The organism is Methylobacterium sp. 17Sr1-1 (assembly GCF_003173775.1).
GTDB lineage: Bacteria > Pseudomonadota > Alphaproteobacteria > Rhizobiales > Beijerinckiaceae > Methylobacterium.
The window spans coordinates 2165249-2182592 of sequence record NZ_CP029552.1 but is presented as its reverse complement, the minus strand read 5'-3'; the positions used below and the strand labels follow the sequence as shown (position 1 = coordinate 2182592).

General features: G+C 70.1%; 17 protein-coding genes and 4 tRNA genes. 2 read left to right on the top strand and 19 right to left on the bottom strand.

Features of this window, described 5'->3' with window-relative positions; translation table 11 throughout:
• Nucleotides 1-79: 79 nt before the first annotated feature.
• The 16 genes from DK412_RS09845 to DK412_RS09770 form a co-directional block, all read right to left on the bottom strand.
• Complete coding sequence (locus DK412_RS09845) at nt 80-700, bottom strand: NADH-quinone oxidoreductase subunit J (RefSeq protein ID WP_109971805.1); 621 nt, start codon at nt 698-700, stop codon at nt 80-82.
• Between the two features lie 191 nt (nt 701-891).
• The gene (gene nuoI, locus DK412_RS09840; RefSeq protein WP_048447551.1) at nt 892-1380 is read right to left on the bottom strand and encodes an NADH-quinone oxidoreductase subunit NuoI; all 489 of its coding nucleotides are present in this window, start codon (nt 1378-1380) and stop codon (nt 892-894) included.
• Nucleotides 1381-1403: 23 nt separating this feature from the next.
• Nucleotides 1404-2426, bottom strand: coding sequence for an NADH-quinone oxidoreductase subunit NuoH (gene nuoH / locus DK412_RS09835; protein WP_109971804.1), 1023 nt, complete (start codon nt 2424-2426; stop codon nt 1404-1406).
• Nucleotides 2427-2439: 13 nt separating this feature from the next.
• Complete coding sequence (nuoG, locus tag DK412_RS09830) at nt 2440-4521, bottom strand: NADH-quinone oxidoreductase subunit NuoG (protein WP_109971803.1); 2082 nt, start codon at nt 4519-4521, stop codon at nt 2440-2442.
• 9 nt (nt 4522-4530) lie between these two features.
• The gene (locus tag DK412_RS09825) at nt 4531-4740 is read right to left on the bottom strand and encodes a hypothetical protein (protein WP_109971802.1); all 210 of its coding nucleotides are present in this window, start codon (nt 4738-4740) and stop codon (nt 4531-4533) included.
• A 5-nt stretch (nt 4741-4745) separates the two neighbouring features.
• On the bottom strand, nt 4746-6047 hold the full coding sequence (gene nuoF, locus DK412_RS09820; protein WP_099905378.1) for an NADH-quinone oxidoreductase subunit NuoF: 1302 nt from the start codon (nt 6045-6047) through the stop codon (nt 4746-4748).
• A 49-nt stretch (nt 6048-6096) separates the two neighbouring features.
• Nucleotides 6097-7188 carry an NADH-quinone oxidoreductase subunit NuoE gene (gene nuoE, locus DK412_RS09815; protein ID WP_109971801.1) on the bottom strand — a complete coding sequence of 364 codons (1092 nt, stop codon included), beginning with the start codon at nt 7186-7188 and terminating at the stop codon, nt 6097-6099.
• 58 nt (nt 7189-7246) lie between these two features.
• A complete protein-coding gene (locus DK412_RS09810; protein ID WP_109971800.1) occupies nt 7247-8437 on the bottom strand; it encodes an NADH-quinone oxidoreductase subunit D in 1191 nt (396 codons plus the stop codon).
• 6 nt (nt 8438-8443) lie between these two features.
• Nucleotides 8444-9106, bottom strand: coding sequence for an NADH-quinone oxidoreductase subunit C (locus DK412_RS09805; protein WP_109971799.1), 663 nt, complete (start codon nt 9104-9106; stop codon nt 8444-8446).
• An 8-nt stretch (nt 9107-9114) separates the two neighbouring features.
• Nucleotides 9115-9696: an NADH-quinone oxidoreductase subunit B gene (locus tag DK412_RS09800; RefSeq protein ID WP_048453079.1), complete on the bottom strand. Its 582-nt coding sequence runs from the start codon at nt 9694-9696 to the stop codon at nt 9115-9117.
• A 53-nt stretch (nt 9697-9749) separates the two neighbouring features.
• On the bottom strand, nt 9750-10115 hold the full coding sequence (locus tag DK412_RS09795; RefSeq protein WP_048453080.1) for an NADH-quinone oxidoreductase subunit A: 366 nt from the start codon (nt 10113-10115) through the stop codon (nt 9750-9752).
• Between the two features lie 332 nt (nt 10116-10447).
• Complete coding sequence (locus DK412_RS09790; protein ID WP_245447534.1) at nt 10448-10924, bottom strand: CAP domain-containing protein; 477 nt, start codon at nt 10922-10924, stop codon at nt 10448-10450.
• A gap of 168 nt (nt 10925-11092) precedes the next feature.
• Entirely contained in the window at nt 11093-12760 is a 1668-nt protein-coding gene (locus DK412_RS09785; RefSeq protein ID WP_245447532.1) for a cache domain-containing protein, read from the bottom strand.
• A gap of 144 nt (nt 12761-12904) precedes the next feature.
• A tRNA-Asp gene (locus tag DK412_RS09780) sits at nt 12905-12981 on the bottom strand.
• Between the two features lie 56 nt (nt 12982-13037).
• A tRNA-Asp gene (locus tag DK412_RS09775) sits at nt 13038-13114 on the bottom strand.
• Between the two features lie 44 nt (nt 13115-13158).
• Nucleotides 13159-13235, bottom strand: a tRNA-Asp gene (locus DK412_RS09770).
• Between the two features lie 205 nt (nt 13236-13440).
• Here DK412_RS09770 and DK412_RS09765 point away from each other — a divergent pair.
• Nucleotides 13441-13516: transfer RNA gene (locus DK412_RS09765), tRNA-Val, on the top strand.
• 136 nt (nt 13517-13652) lie between these two features.
• Here DK412_RS09765 and DK412_RS09760 read toward each other — a convergent pair.
• From DK412_RS09760 to tpiA, 3 genes are all read right to left on the bottom strand, one after another.
• Entirely contained in the window at nt 13653-14018 is a 366-nt protein-coding gene (locus DK412_RS09760) for a BrnA antitoxin family protein (RefSeq protein WP_245447530.1), read from the bottom strand.
• Complete coding sequence (locus DK412_RS09755) at nt 13969-14262, bottom strand: BrnT family toxin (RefSeq protein WP_109971796.1); 294 nt, start codon at nt 14260-14262, stop codon at nt 13969-13971. The genes DK412_RS09760 and DK412_RS09755 overlap by 50 nt, the downstream gene beginning before the upstream one ends.
• Before the next feature lie 248 nt (nt 14263-14510).
• Nucleotides 14511-15272: a triose-phosphate isomerase gene (gene tpiA, locus DK412_RS09750; protein ID WP_109971795.1), complete on the bottom strand. Its 762-nt coding sequence runs from the start codon at nt 15270-15272 to the stop codon at nt 14511-14513.
• A 165-nt stretch (nt 15273-15437) separates the two neighbouring features.
• Between tpiA and DK412_RS09745 the strand changes: the two genes are divergently transcribed.
• Nucleotides 15438-17342 carry a peptidylprolyl isomerase gene (locus tag DK412_RS09745; protein ID WP_109971794.1) on the top strand — a complete coding sequence of 635 codons (1905 nt, stop codon included), beginning with the start codon at nt 15438-15440 and terminating at the stop codon, nt 17340-17342.
• The last annotated feature ends 2 nt before the right edge of the window (nt 17343-17344 follow it).

Genomic DNA, 17344 nt, shown 5'->3' with positions numbered 1-17344 from the left:
CGATCCGCCCCGCCGCTCGTGTCATCAGCCTCGCGAGACCGTCAGGCCCCGCACGAACTCGTCGGACCCGCGATCCCCGTCAGACCTCGACGCCCTGCCCCGTCGGGACCTTGCGCACCTCGACGGCGTCGGCCTGGGTGCGGGCGTTCTGGATCGCGATGTCCTGGCGCTTGACGCCCGGCCGGTCGCGCAGGGTCAGCACGATCGCGCCGATCATCGCGACCAGCAGGATCAGGCCGGCGACCTGGAAGAAGAAAAAGTAGTTGGTGTAGAGAACGAGACCCAGGGCCTGCGTGTTGGTCATCGTCTCCGTGCCCGGCGTCACCGCCAGCGGTCCGTGGACGAGGCCCGGATCGATCGCCCAGGAGCCGACGACGAGGAGCAGCTCGACCAGGAACACGGCGCCGATCAGGCCGCCGACCGGCAGGTAGTCCTGGAAGCCCTGGCGCAGCTCGGCGAAGTCGACGTCGAGCATCATCACCACGAACAGGAACAGCACCGCGACGGCGCCGACATAGACCACGACCAGGAGCATGGCCAGGAACTCCGCCCCCATCAACACGAACAGCCCGGCGGCGTTCACGAAGGCGAGGATGAGGAAGAGCACCGAGGTGACGGGGTTGCGCGAGGCGATCACCATGAAGCCCGAGGCGACGGTGATCGCGGCGAACAGATAGAAGAAGGCGGCGGCTGCGGTCATGCGCTGAATTCACGCCGCCTGGCGGCGGCCTCCTGCCCGACCCCCGGGAGCATTCCGGCGGCCCGTCTATAGAACCCGCTCCCGCGGCGCACAACCGGGGGAGCGGCGAATGTGGCGTCGATGTGGGGAGGATCAGCGCCCTCCCCGCTTGTGGGACCCCGGGAAGGGCGAGCGCCCTTCCCGCGGCACGGTCAGCGGTAGGGAGCGTCCGCCGCGATGTTGCGGGCGATCTCGCGCTCCCAGCGGTCGCCGTTCGCGAGCAGCTTGGCCTTGTCGTAGAGGAGCTCCTCGCGGGTCTCCACCGAGAACTCGAAGTTCGGCCCCTCGACGATGGCGTCCACCGGGCAGGCCTCCTGGCACATGCCGCAATAGATGCACTTCACCATGTCGATGTCGTAGCGCGTCGTGCGGCGGGTGCCGTCGTTGCGGCGCGGACCGGCCTCGATGGTGATGGCCTGGGCCGGGCACACCGCCTCGCACAGCTTGCAGGCGATGCAGCGCTCTTCCCCGTTGGGGTAGCGCCGCAGGGCGTGCTCGCCGCGGAAGCGCGGGCCGCGATGGCCCATCTCGAACGGATAGTTGATCGTCGCCTTGGGCTTGAAGAAGTAGCGCATCGCCAGGGCGAACCCGGTGACGAACTCCTTCAACAGCAGGCCGCGGGCGACCTGGTCGAGCTTCATGGCTCGTTCTCCGACGGTTGGGGTCAGGAGACCGGCGCGAGGCCGGTCAGCTTCAGGACGAAGGCGACGACGAAGACCATGACGAGCGAGAGCGGAAGGAAGACCTTCCAGCCCAGCCGCATGAGCTGGTCGTAGCGGTAGCGCGGCACCATGGCCTTCACCATGGCGATCATGAAGAACAGGAAGCTGGCCTTGAGGGCGAACCAGATCAGGCCCGGCACCCAGGTGAAGGGAGCGAACGGGATCGGCGAGAGCCAGCCGCCGAGGAACAGGATCGTGCCGAGCGCGCACATCGTGACGATGGCGACGTACTCGCCGAGCATGAACAGCAGGTACGGGGTGGAGGAGTATTCCACCATGTAGCCGGCGACGAGCTCGGACTCGGCCTCGGGCAGGTCGAAGGGCGGGCGGTTCGTCTCGGCGAGCGCCGAGATGAAGAACACCACGAACATCGGAAAGAGCCAGAGCCAGTACCAGCCGAGGACGCCGAGCGAGGTGTCCTGCGCCCGGACGATCTGCGACAGGTTGAGCGAGCCGGCGCACATCAGCACCGTCACGATCACGAAGCCGAGCGAGACCTCGTAGGACACCATCTGGGCCGCGGAACGCAGCGCGCCGAGGAAGGCGTATTTCGAGTTCGAGGCCCAGCCGCCCATGATGACGCCGTAGACGCCGAGCGACGAGATCGCGAAGATGTAGATGATGCCGACGTTGATGTCGGCGATCGGCCAGCCCTCGGCGAGCGGGATCACCGCCCAGGCGGCGAGCGCCAGGGTGGCGAAGATCAGCGGCGCCAGCAGAAAGAGGCTCTTGTTGGCGCCCGCCGGGATCACCGGCTCCTTCAGCACGAACTTCAACAGGTCGGCGAAGGACTGGAACAGGCCCCAGGGCCCGACCACGTTCGGGCCGCGGCGCAGCTGCACCGCCGCCCAGATCTTCCGGTCGGCGAGCAGCGCGTAGGCGATGAAGACGAGCAGTGCCACGAGCAGCACGACGCTCTTCAGCGCAACGAGGAGGACGGTGCCCAGCACCTCCCAGGCGGTCATCGGTCGGTGCTCCTCATTCGGCCGCTTCGAGGGCCCGCCCGCGGGCGAGACCCGAGCACTCGGCGAGCACCCGCGAGGCGCGGGCGATCGGGTTGGTGAGATAGAAGTCCTGGATCGCCGCCCGGAACGGCTCGCGGCCGGGCTCGCCGGAGAGGCCCGCCAGCGTCGTCAGCGCGGCCACGCCGTCGGCCGGGGCGACCTGGTCGATGCCGGCGAAGTGCGGGTGGGCGGCGTAGAGCGCCTTGCGCAGGGCGCCCAGCGAGTCGAACGGCAGGCGCTGGCCCAGCACGTCCGACAAGGCACGCAGGATCGCCCAATCCTCGCGGGCGTCGCCCGGCGGGAAGGCGGCCCGGTTGGCGAGCTGCACCCGGCCCTCGAGGTTGACGTAGGTCGCCGACTTTTCGGTGTAGGCGGCGCCCGGCAGGATCACGTCGGCGCGGTGGGCGCCCTTGTCGCCGTGGGTGCCCTGGTAGATCACGAAGGCGCCCGGGCCGACCTCGACCTCGTCGGCGCCGAGGTTGAACAGCACGTCGAGCGCACCGCCCTGAGCCATCTCGGCGAAGGTCAGCCCACCCTCCCCCGGCACGAAGCCGAGATCGAGGGCGCCGACGCGGGCCGCCGCGTTCTGGAGCACGCCGAGGCCGTTCCAGCCCTCGGCCTTGGCGCCGAGGCCCTGGACGAGCTTGGCGACGGCGGAGAGGAGAGCCGCGCCGTCCGGACGGGCGAGCGCCGCCTGGCCGACGATGACCAGCGGCCGCTCGGCGGCCTTGAAGCCTTCCGCGAAGCTGTGACGGCCCGCCGCCACCTCGGCCAGTGTCTCCGGACCCGCACCGAGATAGGTGTGGGGATAGGTGAGGTCGACATCCTCGCCGATCACGCCGATCTGCATCGGGGAGAGCCGCCAGCGCTTGCGGATGCGGGCGTTGAGAAGCGACGCTTCCGTGCGCGGGTTGGCGCCGACGATCAGGATCGCGTCCGCCTGCTCGATGCCGGCGATGCCGGGACCGAAGGTGTAGGCGGCCCGGCCCCAGGCCGGATCGATCATCGCCCCGTCCTGGCGGCAATCGAGGTTCTGGACCTTGAGCGCGCCCATCAGGGTCTTGAGCGCGAAGATCTCCTCCACGCCGGCGAGGTCGCCGACGATCGCACCGACGCGCTTCGGATCCGCGCCCTTCAACTTGGCCGCGACGGCGCCGAACGCCTCGGCCCAGGAGGCCGGGCGCAGGCGGCCGTTCTCGCGCAGGTACGGCCGGTCGAGGCGCTGGAGCCGCAGGCCGTCGACGACGTGGCGGGTCTTGTCGGAGATCCACTCCTCGTTGATCGCCTCGTTCACCCGCGGCTCGATCTGCATCACCTCGCGGCCGCGGGTGTCGACGCGGATCGCCGAGCCGACCGCGTCCATCACGTCGACGGACTCGGTCTTGTTCAGCTCCCAGGGACGGACGTTGTAGGATTGCGGCTTGTGGACCAGCGCCCCGACCGGGCACAGGTCGGCGACGTTGCCCTGCAGCTCGGATTCCATCGCGCGCTCGAGGTAGGAGGTGATCTCCATGTCCTCGCCGCGGCCGATGGCGCCGAGATCCGGCACGCCGGCCACTTCCGCCAGGAAGCGGACGCAGCGGGTGCAGTGGATGCAGCGGTTCATCGCGGTCCGCACCAGCGGGCCGATATACTTCTCCTCGACGGCGCGCTTGTTCTCGCCGTAGCGGGTCGAGTCGACGCCGTAGGCCATGGCCTGGTCCTGCAGGTCGCAGTGGCCGCCCTGGTCGCAGATCGGGCAATCGAGAGGGTGGTTGATGAGGAGGAACTCCATCACCCCCTCGCGGGCCTTCTTGGTCAGGGCCGACTTGGTCGACACCGCGGGCGGCTCGCCGTTCGGGCCCGGACGGCAGTCGCGCACGGCCCAGGCGCAGGACGCCACGGGCTTCGGCGCGCCCTTCAGCTCGACCAGGCACATGCGGCAATTGCCGGCGATCGACAGCCGCTCGTGGAAGCAGAAGCGCGGGATCTCGGCGCCCGCCACTTCGCAGGCCTGGAGCAGGGTGTAGTCCGGCGGGACATCGACCTCGATGCCGTCGACGAGGATTTTGGTCATCGGTTCAGCTCAATGTGTCGCGTCGGCGAGATCGAGCCGGCGCTCGATGCGCTCGACGCGAATCTCAAGGCGGTCGATCCGGCGGTGCACGCCGGCCAAGTTCTCTTCGACGCCGGACACCCGTCCCTTCAGGTCGTTCACGTCGTCGATGAGGCGATCGACCTTCTCGTCGATGCGCCGCAGGTACACGAGGACCAGGTTGTCGGGTTCGCCGGCCATGGCGCTTACTCCGCCGCCATCGGCACCGGGGTCGGGTGCGGGTTGGCGGTGTAGCGGTCGATGCGCTTCTCGATCTCGGGGCGGAAGTGCCGGATCAGGCCCTGGATCGGCCAGGCCGCGGCATCGCCCAGCGCGCAGATGGTGTGGCCCTCGATCTGCTTCGTCACGTCGAGCAGCATGTCGATCTCGCGCTTCTGCGCCCGGCCTTCCGCCATGCGCAGCATCACGCGCCACATCCAGCCGGTGCCCTCGCGGCACGGGGTGCACTGGCCGCAGGACTCGTGCTTGTAGAAGTACGCGATGCGGGCGATCGTCGCGACCATGTCGGTCGACTTGTCGAACACCATCACGGCGGCGGTGCCGAGGCCCGACTTCAGGTTCTTCAGCGTGTCGAAGTCCATCGGCGCGTCGATGATCTCGGCGGCCGGCACCAGCGGCACCGAGGAGCCGCCGGGGATCGAGCAGAGCAGGTTGTCCCAGCCGCCGCGCATGCCGCCGCAATGCCGGTCGATCAGCTCGCGGAAGGTGATGCCGAGCTCTTCCTCGACGTTGCACGGCTTGTTGACGTGGCCCGAGATGCAGAACAGCTTGGTGCCGGTATTGCCCGGCCGGCCGAGACCGGCGAACCAGGCGCCGCCGCGGCGCAGGATCGTGCCCGCCACCGCGATCGACTCGACGTTGTTCACCGTCGTCGGGCAGCCGTAGAGGCCCATATTGGCCGGGAACGGCGGCTTCAGCCGCGGCATCCCCTTCTTGCCTTCCAGGCTCTCGATCAGCGCCGTCTCCTCGCCGCAGATGTAGGCACCGGCGCCGTGGTGGACGTAGATGTCGAAGGGGTAGTCGTGGACGTTGCTCTCGCCGACGAGGCGGGCGGCGTAGGCCTCGTCCACCGCGCGCTGGAGCGCGTGCTTCTCGGCGACGTACTCGCCGCGGATGTAGATGTAGCAGGCATGCGCGCCCATGGCGAAGCACGCCAGCATGCAGCCTTCGATCAGGAGATGCGGATCGTGCCGCATGATCTCCCGGTCCTTGCAGGTGCCGGGCTCCGACTCGTCGGCGTTGACCACCAGGTAGTGCGGCCGGCCGTCGGACTTCTTCGGCATGAAGGACCACTTCAGGCCGGTGGGGAAGCCGGCGCCGCCGCGGCCGCGCAGGCCCGATTTCTTCATCTCCTCGATGATCCAGTCCCGGCCCTGCTGCAGCAGGAACTTGGTCCCGTCCCACGCGCCGCGTTTCTTCGCGGCCTCGAGACCGGGGGAGTGGAGACCATAGAGGTTGGTGAAGATCCGATCCTGATCGGCGAGCATGGCGATCGTCCTACAGGCCTGCTGTGAAAGGGGACATCATAGTCGATGATTACGGCTTCGCCTTCGGGCCGGGCGGACCCTTGTCGGCCGGCTTGTCGGCGTTGGTGATGCCGACGGGCTTGGCCTGCGATCCGTCGGTCTTGTCGCTCGCGGTCGCCGGCTCGGCGCCGGCCTCGGGCGTGGTGCCCTTCGCGGCCGCCACCGGACGGCCCTCTTCGGGCTTGACCGGCGTCATCGTGTAGGAGCGGCCGCTCTGGGGCGCACCGACCGTCTCCGGCCCGGTGCGCGGCACCGCGACGGTGGTGCGGTCCGGTGTCACCTCGCCCTTGTCCGACTTCGGATCGACCGCGCCCTGCGCCGGGGTCGCCGCCGCCTTGCTCTCGTTCGGCCGGCCGGCATCGGGACGGGCGGCCTTCGGGTTCTCGGCGGCCGAGGCGTCGGTGCGGGCCTTCTCGCCGGTCGTGTCGGCGCCGGTCTCCTTCAGCCCCTCTTCCGCGAAGCGCTTGCGCCAGGCGCCGACGCGGGAGCCGTCGAACAGGGTCTCGTCCTTGAGGGTCGTGACCGCGTCCTTGGGCTCGGACGAGGTGCGGCCGATCTGCGAGCCGACCTTGACCGGGCGGCCGGCCGCGAGGTCGTCCATCAGCTTGCCGAGGAGCTCAGGTGTGAGATCCTCGAAGTAGTCGTGGTTGATCTGCGCCATCGGGGCGTTGCAGCATGCCCCCAGGCACTCGACCTCGAGCCAGGAGAAGTTGCCGTCCGGGCTGACATGGCCCGACGGCCCGAGCCGCTCGTGGAGGTACTGCTTCAGCTCGCGGGCGCCGCAGACGTCGCAGGGCGCGGTGCCGCAGACCTGGATCCAGTAGCGTCCGACCGGCTCGAGGGCGAACATGGTGTAGAAGGTCGCGACCTCCAGCACCCGGATATGCGGCATGCCGAGCTGGTCGGCCACCGCCTCGATCGCGGCTCGAGGCAGCCAGCCGCCGTTCTGCTCCTGCGCCTTCCACAGGAGCGGGATCACGGCCGAGGCCTGGCGCCCCTCCGGGTACTTGGCGATCTGCCCCTTGGCCCATTCGGCGTTCTCAGCCGTGAACGCGAAGCTCTCGGGCTGCTCGGAAACCGGGGCAAGTCTGCGGTTGGCCATGTCTCAAACGTCCATGTCTCATACGTCTCCGGCGGGTGCGGGCGGGGGCGCGAGCCCCTTACCGGTCCACCTCGCCGAACACGATGTCGAGCGTGCCGAGGATGCACGACACGTCCGCCAGCATGTGGCCGCGGCACATCCAGTCCATCGCCTGGAGGTGGGCGAAGCCCGGAGCGCGGATCTTGCAGCGATACGGCTTGTTGGTGCCGTCGGCGACCAGGTAGACGCCGAACTCGCCCTTGGGCGCCTCGACCGCGGCGTAGACCTCGCCGGCCGGGACGTGGAAGCCCTCGGTGTAGAGCTTGAAGTGGTGGATGAGCGCTTCCATCGAGCGCTTCATCTCGCGCCGCGGCGGCGGCGCCACCTTGCCGTCCTGCGTGGCGATCGGGCCCTGGCCGGCCGGCTCGCGCAGCTTGGCGATGCACTGCTTCATGATGCGCACCGACTGGCGCATCTCCTCCATGCGGATGACCTGGCGATCGTAGGTGTCGCCGTTCTTCCCCACGGGGATGTCGAACTCCATCTCGTCGTAGGCCTCGTAGGGCTGCGACTTGCGCAGGTCCCACGGGATGCCGGAGCCGCGCACCATCACGCCGGAGAAGCCCCAGGCGAGCGCCTCCTCGACGGTCACGATGCCGATATCGACGTTGCGCTGCTTGAAGATCCGGTTGCCCATCACGAGGCTGTCGAGGTCGTCGACCACCTGCGGGAAGGTCTCGCAGAACTTCTCGATGTCGTCGATCAGGCTCGGCGGCAGATCCTGGTGGACGCCGCCCGGTCGGAAGTAGTTGGCGTGGAGACGCGCACCCGACGCGCGCTCGTAGAAGATCATCAGCTTCTCGCGCTCCTCGAAGCCCCAGAGCGGGGGCGTGAGGGCGCCGACGTCCATCGCCTGCGTGGTGACGTTGAGCAGGTGCGACAGGAGCCGGCCGATCTCGCAGTAGAGCGTGCGGATCAGCTTGGCGCGGCGCGGCACCTCGATGCCGAGCAGGCGCTCAATGCCGAGGCAGAAGGCGTGCTCCTGGTTCATCGGCGCGACGTAGTCGAGCCGGTCGAAATAGGGCGTCGCCTGGAGGTAGGTCTTGACCTCGATCAGCTTCTCGGTGCCGCGGTGGAGCAGGCCGATATGCGGGTCGACCCGCTCGACCACCTCGCCGTCGAGCTCCAGCACGAGGCGCAGCACGCCGTGCGCCGCCGGGTGCTGCGGGCCGAAATTGATCGAGAAGTTGCGGATGCTGTGCTCGCCCATGTCGGCTCAGCCTTTCGCCGGTGCCTTGTCGGCCTTCTCGTCGCCCGGGAGCACGTAGTCGGTGCCCTCCCAGGGGGACAGGAAGTCGAAGTTGCGGAATTCCTGCGTCAGCCGCACGGGCTCGTAGACCACTCGGGCCTCGTCCTGGTCGTAGCGGACCTCGACGAAGCCGGTGAGCGGGAAGTCCTTGCGGAGGGGGTGGCCCTCGAAGCCGTAATCGGTGAGCAACCGGCGCAGGTCCGGATGGCCCGAGAACAGGATGCCGTAGAGGTCGTAGGTCTCGCGCTCGAACCAGTTCGCCGCCGGGAAGACGGGAATCGCGGACGGCACCGGGGTGCGCTCGTCGGTCTGCACCTTCACGCGGATGCGCCGGTTATGGCGCATCGACAGCAGGTGGTAGACGACGTCGAAACGCTTGGCCCGGGCCGGATAGTCGGCGCCGCAGATGTCGATGAAGGTCGAGAAGGCGCAGGCCGGATCGTCCCGCAGGTGGGTGAGCACCCGCAGGATCTCAGGCCCCTCGACGATGAGCGTCAGCTCGCCGAAGGCGATCGCCCGGTCGGCGATGGCGGTGCCGAGCGTCTCGGCGAGGGTGTCGGAGAGCCGCGCGAGAGCGTCAACGCCCGGCTCGCTCTGGGTATGGGCGCGGATGGTGATGCCGTTGCTCATGGCCAGCCTCAGCGCTCGATCGTGCCGGTGCGGCGGATCTTCTTCTGCAGCAGCAGCACGCCGTAGAGCAGCGCCTCGGCCGTCGGCGGGCAGCCCGGGACGTAGATGTCGACCGGCACCACCCGGTCGCAGCCGCGCACCACCGAGTAGGAGTAGTGGTAGTAGCCGCCGCCGTTGGCGCAGGATCCCATCGAGATGACGTAGCGCGGCTCCGGCATCTGGTCGTAGACCTTGCGGAGCGCGGGGGCCATCTTGTTGGTCAGCGTGCCGGCGACGATCATCACGTCGGACTGGCGCGGCGAGCCGCGCGGGGCGAAGCCGAAGCGCTCGCAATCGTAGCGCGGCATCGACATCTGCATCATCTCGACGGCGCAGCAGGCCAGGCCGAAGGTCATCCACATCAGCGAGCCGGTGCGGGCCCAAGTGATGAGGTCGTCGGCGGTGGTCAACAGGAAGCCGCGATCGGCGAGCTCGTCGCTGATCGTCAGGAAGGTCGGGTCATTGGCGCCGATCGGCTTTCCGGTGGCCGGGTCGAGGATACCCTTCGGCTGCGGCGCGATCTCGGGGGCGCGGACGGTGGTGAGGGCCATGGTGGGGTCCGGTGCTTCTCGTCTCGGGGGCGGCGTCTACGCGTCTCGGGCTTCTAGTCCCACTCGAGGGCGCCCTTGCGCCACTCGTAGACGAAGCCGACGGTGAGCACGCCGAGGAAGAGCATCATCGACCAGAAGCCGAACCAGCCGAGGTCCCCGAACGTGATCGCCCACGGGAACAGGAAGGCCACTTCGAGGTCGAAGATGATGAACAGGATGGCGACGAGGTAGAAGCGCACGTCGAACTTCATGCGCGCGTCGTCGAAGGCGTTGAACCCGCACTCGTAGGCCGAGAGCTTCTCCGGGTCCGGGCTGTTATAGGCCACCAGGAACGGGGCCACGAGGAGCGCCGCGGCGATGAAGAGGGAGACGCCGATGAAGATCACCAGCGGCAGGTAATCCGACAGGAGGCCGTTCATCGAGCATCCTCAAGGGTAGGCGCGTGGCCTTGGGTGAGCGCGAGCCATAAACGTGAGCCTTGGCGCGTGCCCGGGTGGAACCCGGCCGCCGGGGCCGTTCTCGGAACGGTTCCAAAGCCCGGAAGGTGCGCGAGGCTTAAACGAGCGGGTATTGCGAAACAAGGGGCGTTCGCACCGCACAAACCGCGAACGTCTGCAAGCAAGATAGGAGCTCATGCCCGGCGCACAACGCCCGGAAGGGTCCGGCGGGCGGGGAGGATCGTCGCAGGGGCCCGGCCTTCCGGGGTGTTTCGGGGCGTTTCGGCCCCATTCCGCGGTGCGGCAGCGCGTTTTCAGCCGTCCGACAGGATCAGCGCCCAGAACCGTTTGTAGCGGCTGCCGGGCGCATCCACCCGGGCGATGCCGACGCGGCGGACCTGCGGCATCAGCATGTTGCGGTTGTGCTCGGGCGAGACCTGCCAGCGCTTCAGCACGTCGTCGAAGGTGGCGGAGCCCGCGCTCAGGTTCTCGGCGGCGTAGCGGCCACCGAAGCCGGCGCGCTTGAGCCGCGCGTCGAAGGTGCCGCCGATCTCGTGCGAGAGCTGGCCGGCCCGGGCATTGGCCTCTGCCTGGTAGGAGGCGGCGCGGATCAGCGAGGAATCGATCACCACCGGCCCGAGGCCGTGGCTCGCCCGATAGCGCGAGATCGCGGCCGCCGCCGCGGCCTCGTCGAGGATCACCGGCGTGGTCGGCAGGTCGGGCGCGGGCAGGATCGCCGAGCCGCTGCAGCCGGCGAGCGCCAATCCTGCGCCGACGAGCACGATCGTCACGAGGCCGCGCCGCGAAACCTCCGCCGGAACGGGAGCGGGAACCGTCGAACGGAGCGGATGCGACATCGTCTCTCGAAGCCCTGGACGCGGCGGCGCCGCGCGAGAGCGCCACCTGTCGGGCGATTGTGGAGATTTTCGGGGTGGGCACGTCCGCGAGGGTTTCCGGGCTCAGGCCGCCCGCAGGGTGGCGAGGAAGCGGTTCACCTCGGCGCCGATGCTGGCCGATTGCCGCGCGACGGTGTCGGCGGCGGTGAGCACCTGCCGGGCGGCCTGGCCGGTGGCCTCGGCGTCGAGGGCGAGCCCCTCGACCGAGCCGCTCACCACGGCGGTCCCGGAGGCGGCCTGCGCCACGCCCGACACGATCGCCTGGGTGGCGCCGACCTGCGCCTCGACCGCCGTGGCTACCCGGGCCGAGACGCCGCTGATGGCGCGGGCCTGGGTCGCGACCTCGCCCATCGCGCTCGCCGCCTGGCGCGTCGTGTCCTGGATCGCCGCGACCTGGGCGGCGATCTCCTGCGTCGCCCGGTCGGTCTGGCCGGCGAGCTGCTTGACCTCCGCCGCGACCACCGCGAAGCCGCGGCCCGCTTCGCCCGCCCGGGCCGCCTCGATCGTCGCGTTGAGCGCCAGGAGGTTCGTCTGCGAGGCGACGCCGGCGATCACCGAGACCACGTCGCCGATGCGGGCGGCGGCCTCGCTGAGGCTCTGCATGACGGCCGCCGTGCGGTCGGTCCCGGTCACCGCGTCCCGCGCCATCGCGGCCGCCTCGCGCACGTCCGCGCCGACCGCCGCGACCGAGCGGCCGAGCCCGTCGGCCGCCTCCGCCAGCCCCCCGGCCTCGCGGGAGGCGTCCGCCGCCGAGATGGCTGCGGTGCCGGCCCGTCCGGCGGCCTCGGCGGCGGTGCCGGACATCGCCCGCGCCGTCGCGTCGAGGTCCCGGGCGGCGGCGTCGACCTGCGCCAGCACCTCCGCCACCTTGCTCTCGAAGGTCCTGACCGCCTGGCCGACCTGCTCGGCGCGGCGGGCCTGCGCCGCGCTCGCATCGCGCTCGGCCGCCAGCGTCTCGCGCTCCATCAGCACCAGGCGGAAGCCGTCGATGGCGCGGGCGATGCCGCCGATCTCGTCGCGCCGCCCCGTGCCCGGCACCGCGAGGTCGTAGCGCCCCTGCGCGAGCGCTGCCGTCGCCCCGCTCAGGCCCTCGAGCCCGCCGACGATGGAGCGCCACCCGAGCAGCCCGAGCAATCCGACGCCGACCAGGGCCGCGCCTGCGATGCCGCACAGCCAGAGCGCCTGCCGCCAGAACGCCGCCTCGATGTCGTCGATGTAGACGCCGGTGAAGATCGCGAGCCCCCATGGCGCGAAGCCCTGGATGTAGCTGAGCTTCGGCACGTGGGCGGTGCCGCCCGGGCGGGGGAAGACGTAGCGCAGGGTGCCGGGCGTGCCCGACCGGGCGATGTCGACGATCGCCTTGACGAGGAGCAGGCCGCCGGCGTCCTTCAGCCCGCTCATGTCCTTGCCGATCCACTCGGGCTTGGGCGGGATCACCAGGGCGGTGCCGGAGACGTCGTAGACCGCGAGGTAGTTGTCGCCCTCGTAGCGCATGTCGTGGGCGCGGGCGCGGAACGCCGCGAGGGCCGCCTCGCGGCTCATCGTGCCGGCCGCGGCCTGCGCCTCCAGGCTCGTGGCGGCGGCGAGCGCCACGTCGGAGAGGGCGCGCATCTTGGCAACCCGCTCGGCGATCAGGCTGTCGTGGTTGGCCCGCAGGGCATAGGCCACCACGGCGGAGAAGCCGATCACCGCCGCTGCCATCATCACGGCGAACTGCCGGCTCACGCTCATGTTCGACCAAGATACCCCAGACCAAGTCATCGTCGATCCCCGCCTCGTCCGGCGAGACGATAAGACGGGGATGCTTGATGGTGCCTTAGCGTCAGGCTCTTACATCGATGCTTTTGATGGAAGATCGGTGTCGTCGGCGGCGAGTGGCGCGGGCGACGGGGCTCGAACCCGCGACCTCCGGCGTGACAGGCCGGCACTCTAACCAACTGAGCTACGCCCGCGCGGCGCGCTCGCATCAACCCTGCAGCTGTGGGCTGCCCCTCCTCCGAAGGAGAAGTGGCGCGGACGACGGGGCTCGAACCCGCGACCTCCGGCGTGACAGGCCGGCACTCTAACCGACTGAGCTACGTCCGCACAGGGCGCTATGCACTACAGAAACGCCTTTCCGATGAAGGAAGTGGCGCGGACGACGGGGCTCGAACCCGCGACCTCCGGCGTGACAGGCCGGCACTCTAACCGACTGAGCTACGTCCGCCCGGCGTCTCGCAGTGCTGCGATGGCCGCGGTGTATGGGGAGCCCCCTACCCTGTCAAGCCGCCGGCTCAAGAAAGTCGGGAGGGGTGGCGGGGGGCCGAGGCCGGGATGTCGGCGGCCCTCGCGGCGGTCCCCCGACGCGGGAGCACGGGCTGCACGCGAAGCCTTGCACTCTCGGGCGAGGCGCCTTAACGATGCCGGCACCCGGGCGGTTAGCTCAGTTGGTAGAGCATCTCGTTTACACCGAGAGGGTCGGCGGTTCGAGCCCGTCACCGCCCACCAGCATCCGTCACGCTCAGGCGCTACTCACTCGGCGCCAGTCGGCACCATGGATCGCCGGCTGCGACCGTGATCCGACGTTGCCAGTCAGCCGTCCGACGCGGTCCCTGGGGGGCTCAGGCTTGGCGCCGCCGGCGCATCAGTTCACGCGCTTGTCGCTTCGCCCGCTGCTCGATCGCCTCCGCACGTCGAGATTCCGCGCGAGCGGTCGGATGGCGAGAGCCAGGATGGAGTTGATCCGGGTCTCCCAACCGGGCCCGGTCGCCCTGAACGCCTCGACCACCTCCGAATCCAGGCGCAGGGTAACGAGTTCCTGGTGGGGCGTCGCTTCCGGCTGGCCGCTACGGCTCGGCAGGGCGGCGAACACGTCCGGCGGCAGCGCCTCGCGCGCCGGGCGCATCGTGGCAAGCTCCTCGGCCGTCAACTCAGGGATGTCGCCGTCCCAATCCCAGTTCTCATCCGAGGTCGTGATCGACGGATGTTCGGGCTCGGCGAATGGGCTCAAAAGTGTTCCTCTCACCCCACCTCGCGCGCCTCGGGCTCACCAGGGACAACGCCTCGCCGCCGAGCACCACGACCTCGTCGTTCCAGCGGCCGATCAGCAGGTAGCGCGCCCGACCGGTGCGGCTCGGGGCCGTCTCGATCCGCTCGGCACTGTCGCGGTCGAAGCAGCGGGAGAAGTCCGCGAGATCGAAGCCGTGCTTCTCCAGGTTGCGCTGCCGCTTCGGCTCGTCGAACTCGATCCGCATGGATCGACGTTGGTACGGCATGCCGACCGGCGCTAGCGGGTCTTGTCGGCACAGGCCTCCGGAGCACCATCCGATCGCAGGGCGATCGGATGGTGCTCCAACGTATAGATATTGCAGAATCTTCTATGGCGAGCCGGCATCCGCTCCGCCGATAAATGCTTTCGCCGAACGCGAGACCGCGGTGCGCAAGCAAGACGGTCCCGCCGCTCCGACGAATGTCGATGATCGGACAGACGCCCCGACCAATCTCAGCGATACGCCGCCGCGATGCCTAAGAAATCCTCGGCCTTCAGGCTCGCCCCGCCCACGAGCGCGCCGTCGACATGGGGAACGCCCATCAACTCGGCCGCGTTCGAGGGCTTCACCGAGCCGCCGTAGAGGATCCGCACCTTCGCCCCCTCCCCGCCGAGCCGGCTCTCCAGCTCCTGGCGGATCAGCGCGTGCACCTCGGCGACGTCGTCCACCGTGGGGGTGAGCCCGGTGCCGATCGCCCAGACCGGCTCGTAGGCGATCACCGTGTCGGCGGCCGTCGCGCCGTCGGGGAGCGAGCCGGCGAGCTGGCCGCGCACGATCTCAAGCGTCCGGCCGGCCTCGCGCTCCTCGCGGGTCTCGCCGACGCAGATGATCGCGACGAGCCCGGCCCGGCGGGCGGCGAGCGCCTTGGCGCGGATGTCGGCGTCGCTCTCGTGGTGATAGGCCCGGCGCTCGGAATGGCCGACGATGGTATAGGTCGCACCGAGATCCGCCAGCATCTCGGCCGAGACGTCGCCCGTATAGGCGCCGCTCGCCTCGGCATGCACGTCCTGTCCGCCGACCTTGACGGGGGAGCCCTTCAGCGTCGCGGCCATCGCGCCGACCAGGGTCGCGGGCGGGCAGACCAGCACGTCGATCCGCTGCGCCAACCCCGCATCGAGGCCGTCGCGGACGGACTCGGCCACCTTCAGCGAGGCCTGGAGGCCGTTCATCTTCCAGTTTCCCGCCACCAGCGGGCGCGGCCGTTCGGTCGTCATCACGTCTCCCCGGATCGTCACCAAGCGTTGCCGGGTAACAGGTCCGCCGCCGGGCGGCAAACCGGCAGCCGGCGCCGCTCTTTGCCTAGCGGCGCTTATGCGGTATCGCGGCCGGATTCAGGGCGTCCCCGTGCGGGCGGCGCCCCCAGGTTTTCGAGGATCGCGATGCTCCAGGGGTTCCGCGCCGCCAGCCAGAGCTGGCTCGGCAAGATCGTGGTGACGGTGGTGTTCGGCCTCCTGATCGCGGGCCTCGCCATCTTCGGCATCGGCGACATCTTCCGGGGCGGCGGCAGCAACGCGGTCGCCACGGTCGGCAGCACGCAGATCCCGGCCGAGGCCCTGCGCACCGCCTACCAGAACCAGCTCCAGCGCCTGTCGCGCCAGAGCCGGCGGCCGATCACCCCGGATCAGGCCCGGGCGCTCGGCCTCGACCGGCAGGTGCTGGCCCAGCTCATCACCGAGGCCTCCCTCGACCAGAAGACCAAGGATCTGGGCCTGCGCATCCCCGATACTGCCGTGGTGCGGCTGATCCAGGAGGAGCCGGCCTTCAAGGGCGTGAACGGCGCCTTCGACGTCAACACGTTTCGCGATACGCTGCGCCAGGCCGGCCTGACCGAGCAGGGCTTTGTGCAGGAGCAACGCGCCGTGGCCGCCCGCCTCCAGCTCGCCGACGCGATCACCGCCGACCTGCCGGTGCCGCTCGCCGCCCGCGAGGCGATCCACCGCTACACCGCCGAGCGCCGCGCGGCCGCCTATTTCACCCTGCCGGATGCGGCCGCGGGCGAGATCCCGGCCCCGACCGACGAGGAGGTGAACACCTTCTACACCGAGCGCAAGAGCGCGTTCCGGGCGCCGGAATACCGCAGCGTCAACCTGCTCGTCCTCGATCCGGCGACGCTGGCGAAGCCCGACGCGGTGCCGGAGGCCGAGGCCCGCGCCCGCTACGAAGCTGAGAAGAGCCGCTTCGGCACCCCCGAGAAGCGGTCGATCCAGCAGATCGTATTCCCGAACGACGCCGACGCGGCGGCCGCGCTCGCCCGCATCCGCAGCAACGCGGTGACCTTCGACCAGGTCGCGACCGAGCGCGGCCTCGACGCCAAGGCGCTCGACCTCGGCACCTTCGCCAAGTCCGAGCTGTTCGACCCGGCGGTCGCCGACGCCGCCTTCGCGGCCGAGCCGAACGCCGTGAGCGAGCCGGTCAAGGGCCGCTTCGGCACGGTGCTCCTGCGGGTGACCAACGTGCAGCCCGGCGCCCGCAAGCCGTTCGAGGAGGTGGCCGGCGAGGTCCGCCAGGAGGTCGCCCTCGACAAGGCCCGGGACGGGCTCGAGAAGGTTCACGACGCGATCGAGGACCAGCGCGCCGGCGCCAAGCCGCTGGCCGACATCGCCCGCGAGCAGGGCCTCGCCCTCGTCACCGTGCCGGCGGTCGATGCGCGGGGCCAGGACCCGCAGGGGAAGACGGTCGACGCGATCCCCGACAAGGACGCGACGCTGGCGGCGATCTTCCGCAGCGACATGGGCGCCGACAACGAGGCCCTGCGCACCCGCTCCGGCGGCTACGTCTGGTACGACGTGACCAAGATCGACCCGGCCCACGACAAGCCGCTGGCCGAGGTCCGCGACGCCGTGGTGGCGCAGTGGAAGGCCGACGAGGTCGCGCGCCGCCTCGCCGCCAAGGCGCGCGAGGCGACCGAGCGGCTTGACAAGGGCGAGGCGATCGAGGAGGTGGCGAAGTCCCTGGGCCAGGAGGCGAAGACCGCGACCGACATCGCCCGCGGCCGCGGCCGCGACGGCCTCTCGACCGAGGGCGTCGCCCGCCTGTTCGCGACCCCGGTCGGCAAGGCCGGCACGGCCTCGGGCGACGCGACCGCCCGGGTGGTCTTCCGGGTGACGGGCGCCACGGTGCCGGCCTTCGTGCCGACCGCCGCTGGCGCGGTCGCGGTGGAGGGGCAGTACCGCACGGCGCTCGCCGACGACGTGCTCGCCCAATACATCGCCGACGTCCAGAAGCAGGCCGGCGTCTCGGTGAACGAGGGCGCCTTCCGCCGCGCCATCGGCGGCGAGTACTGATC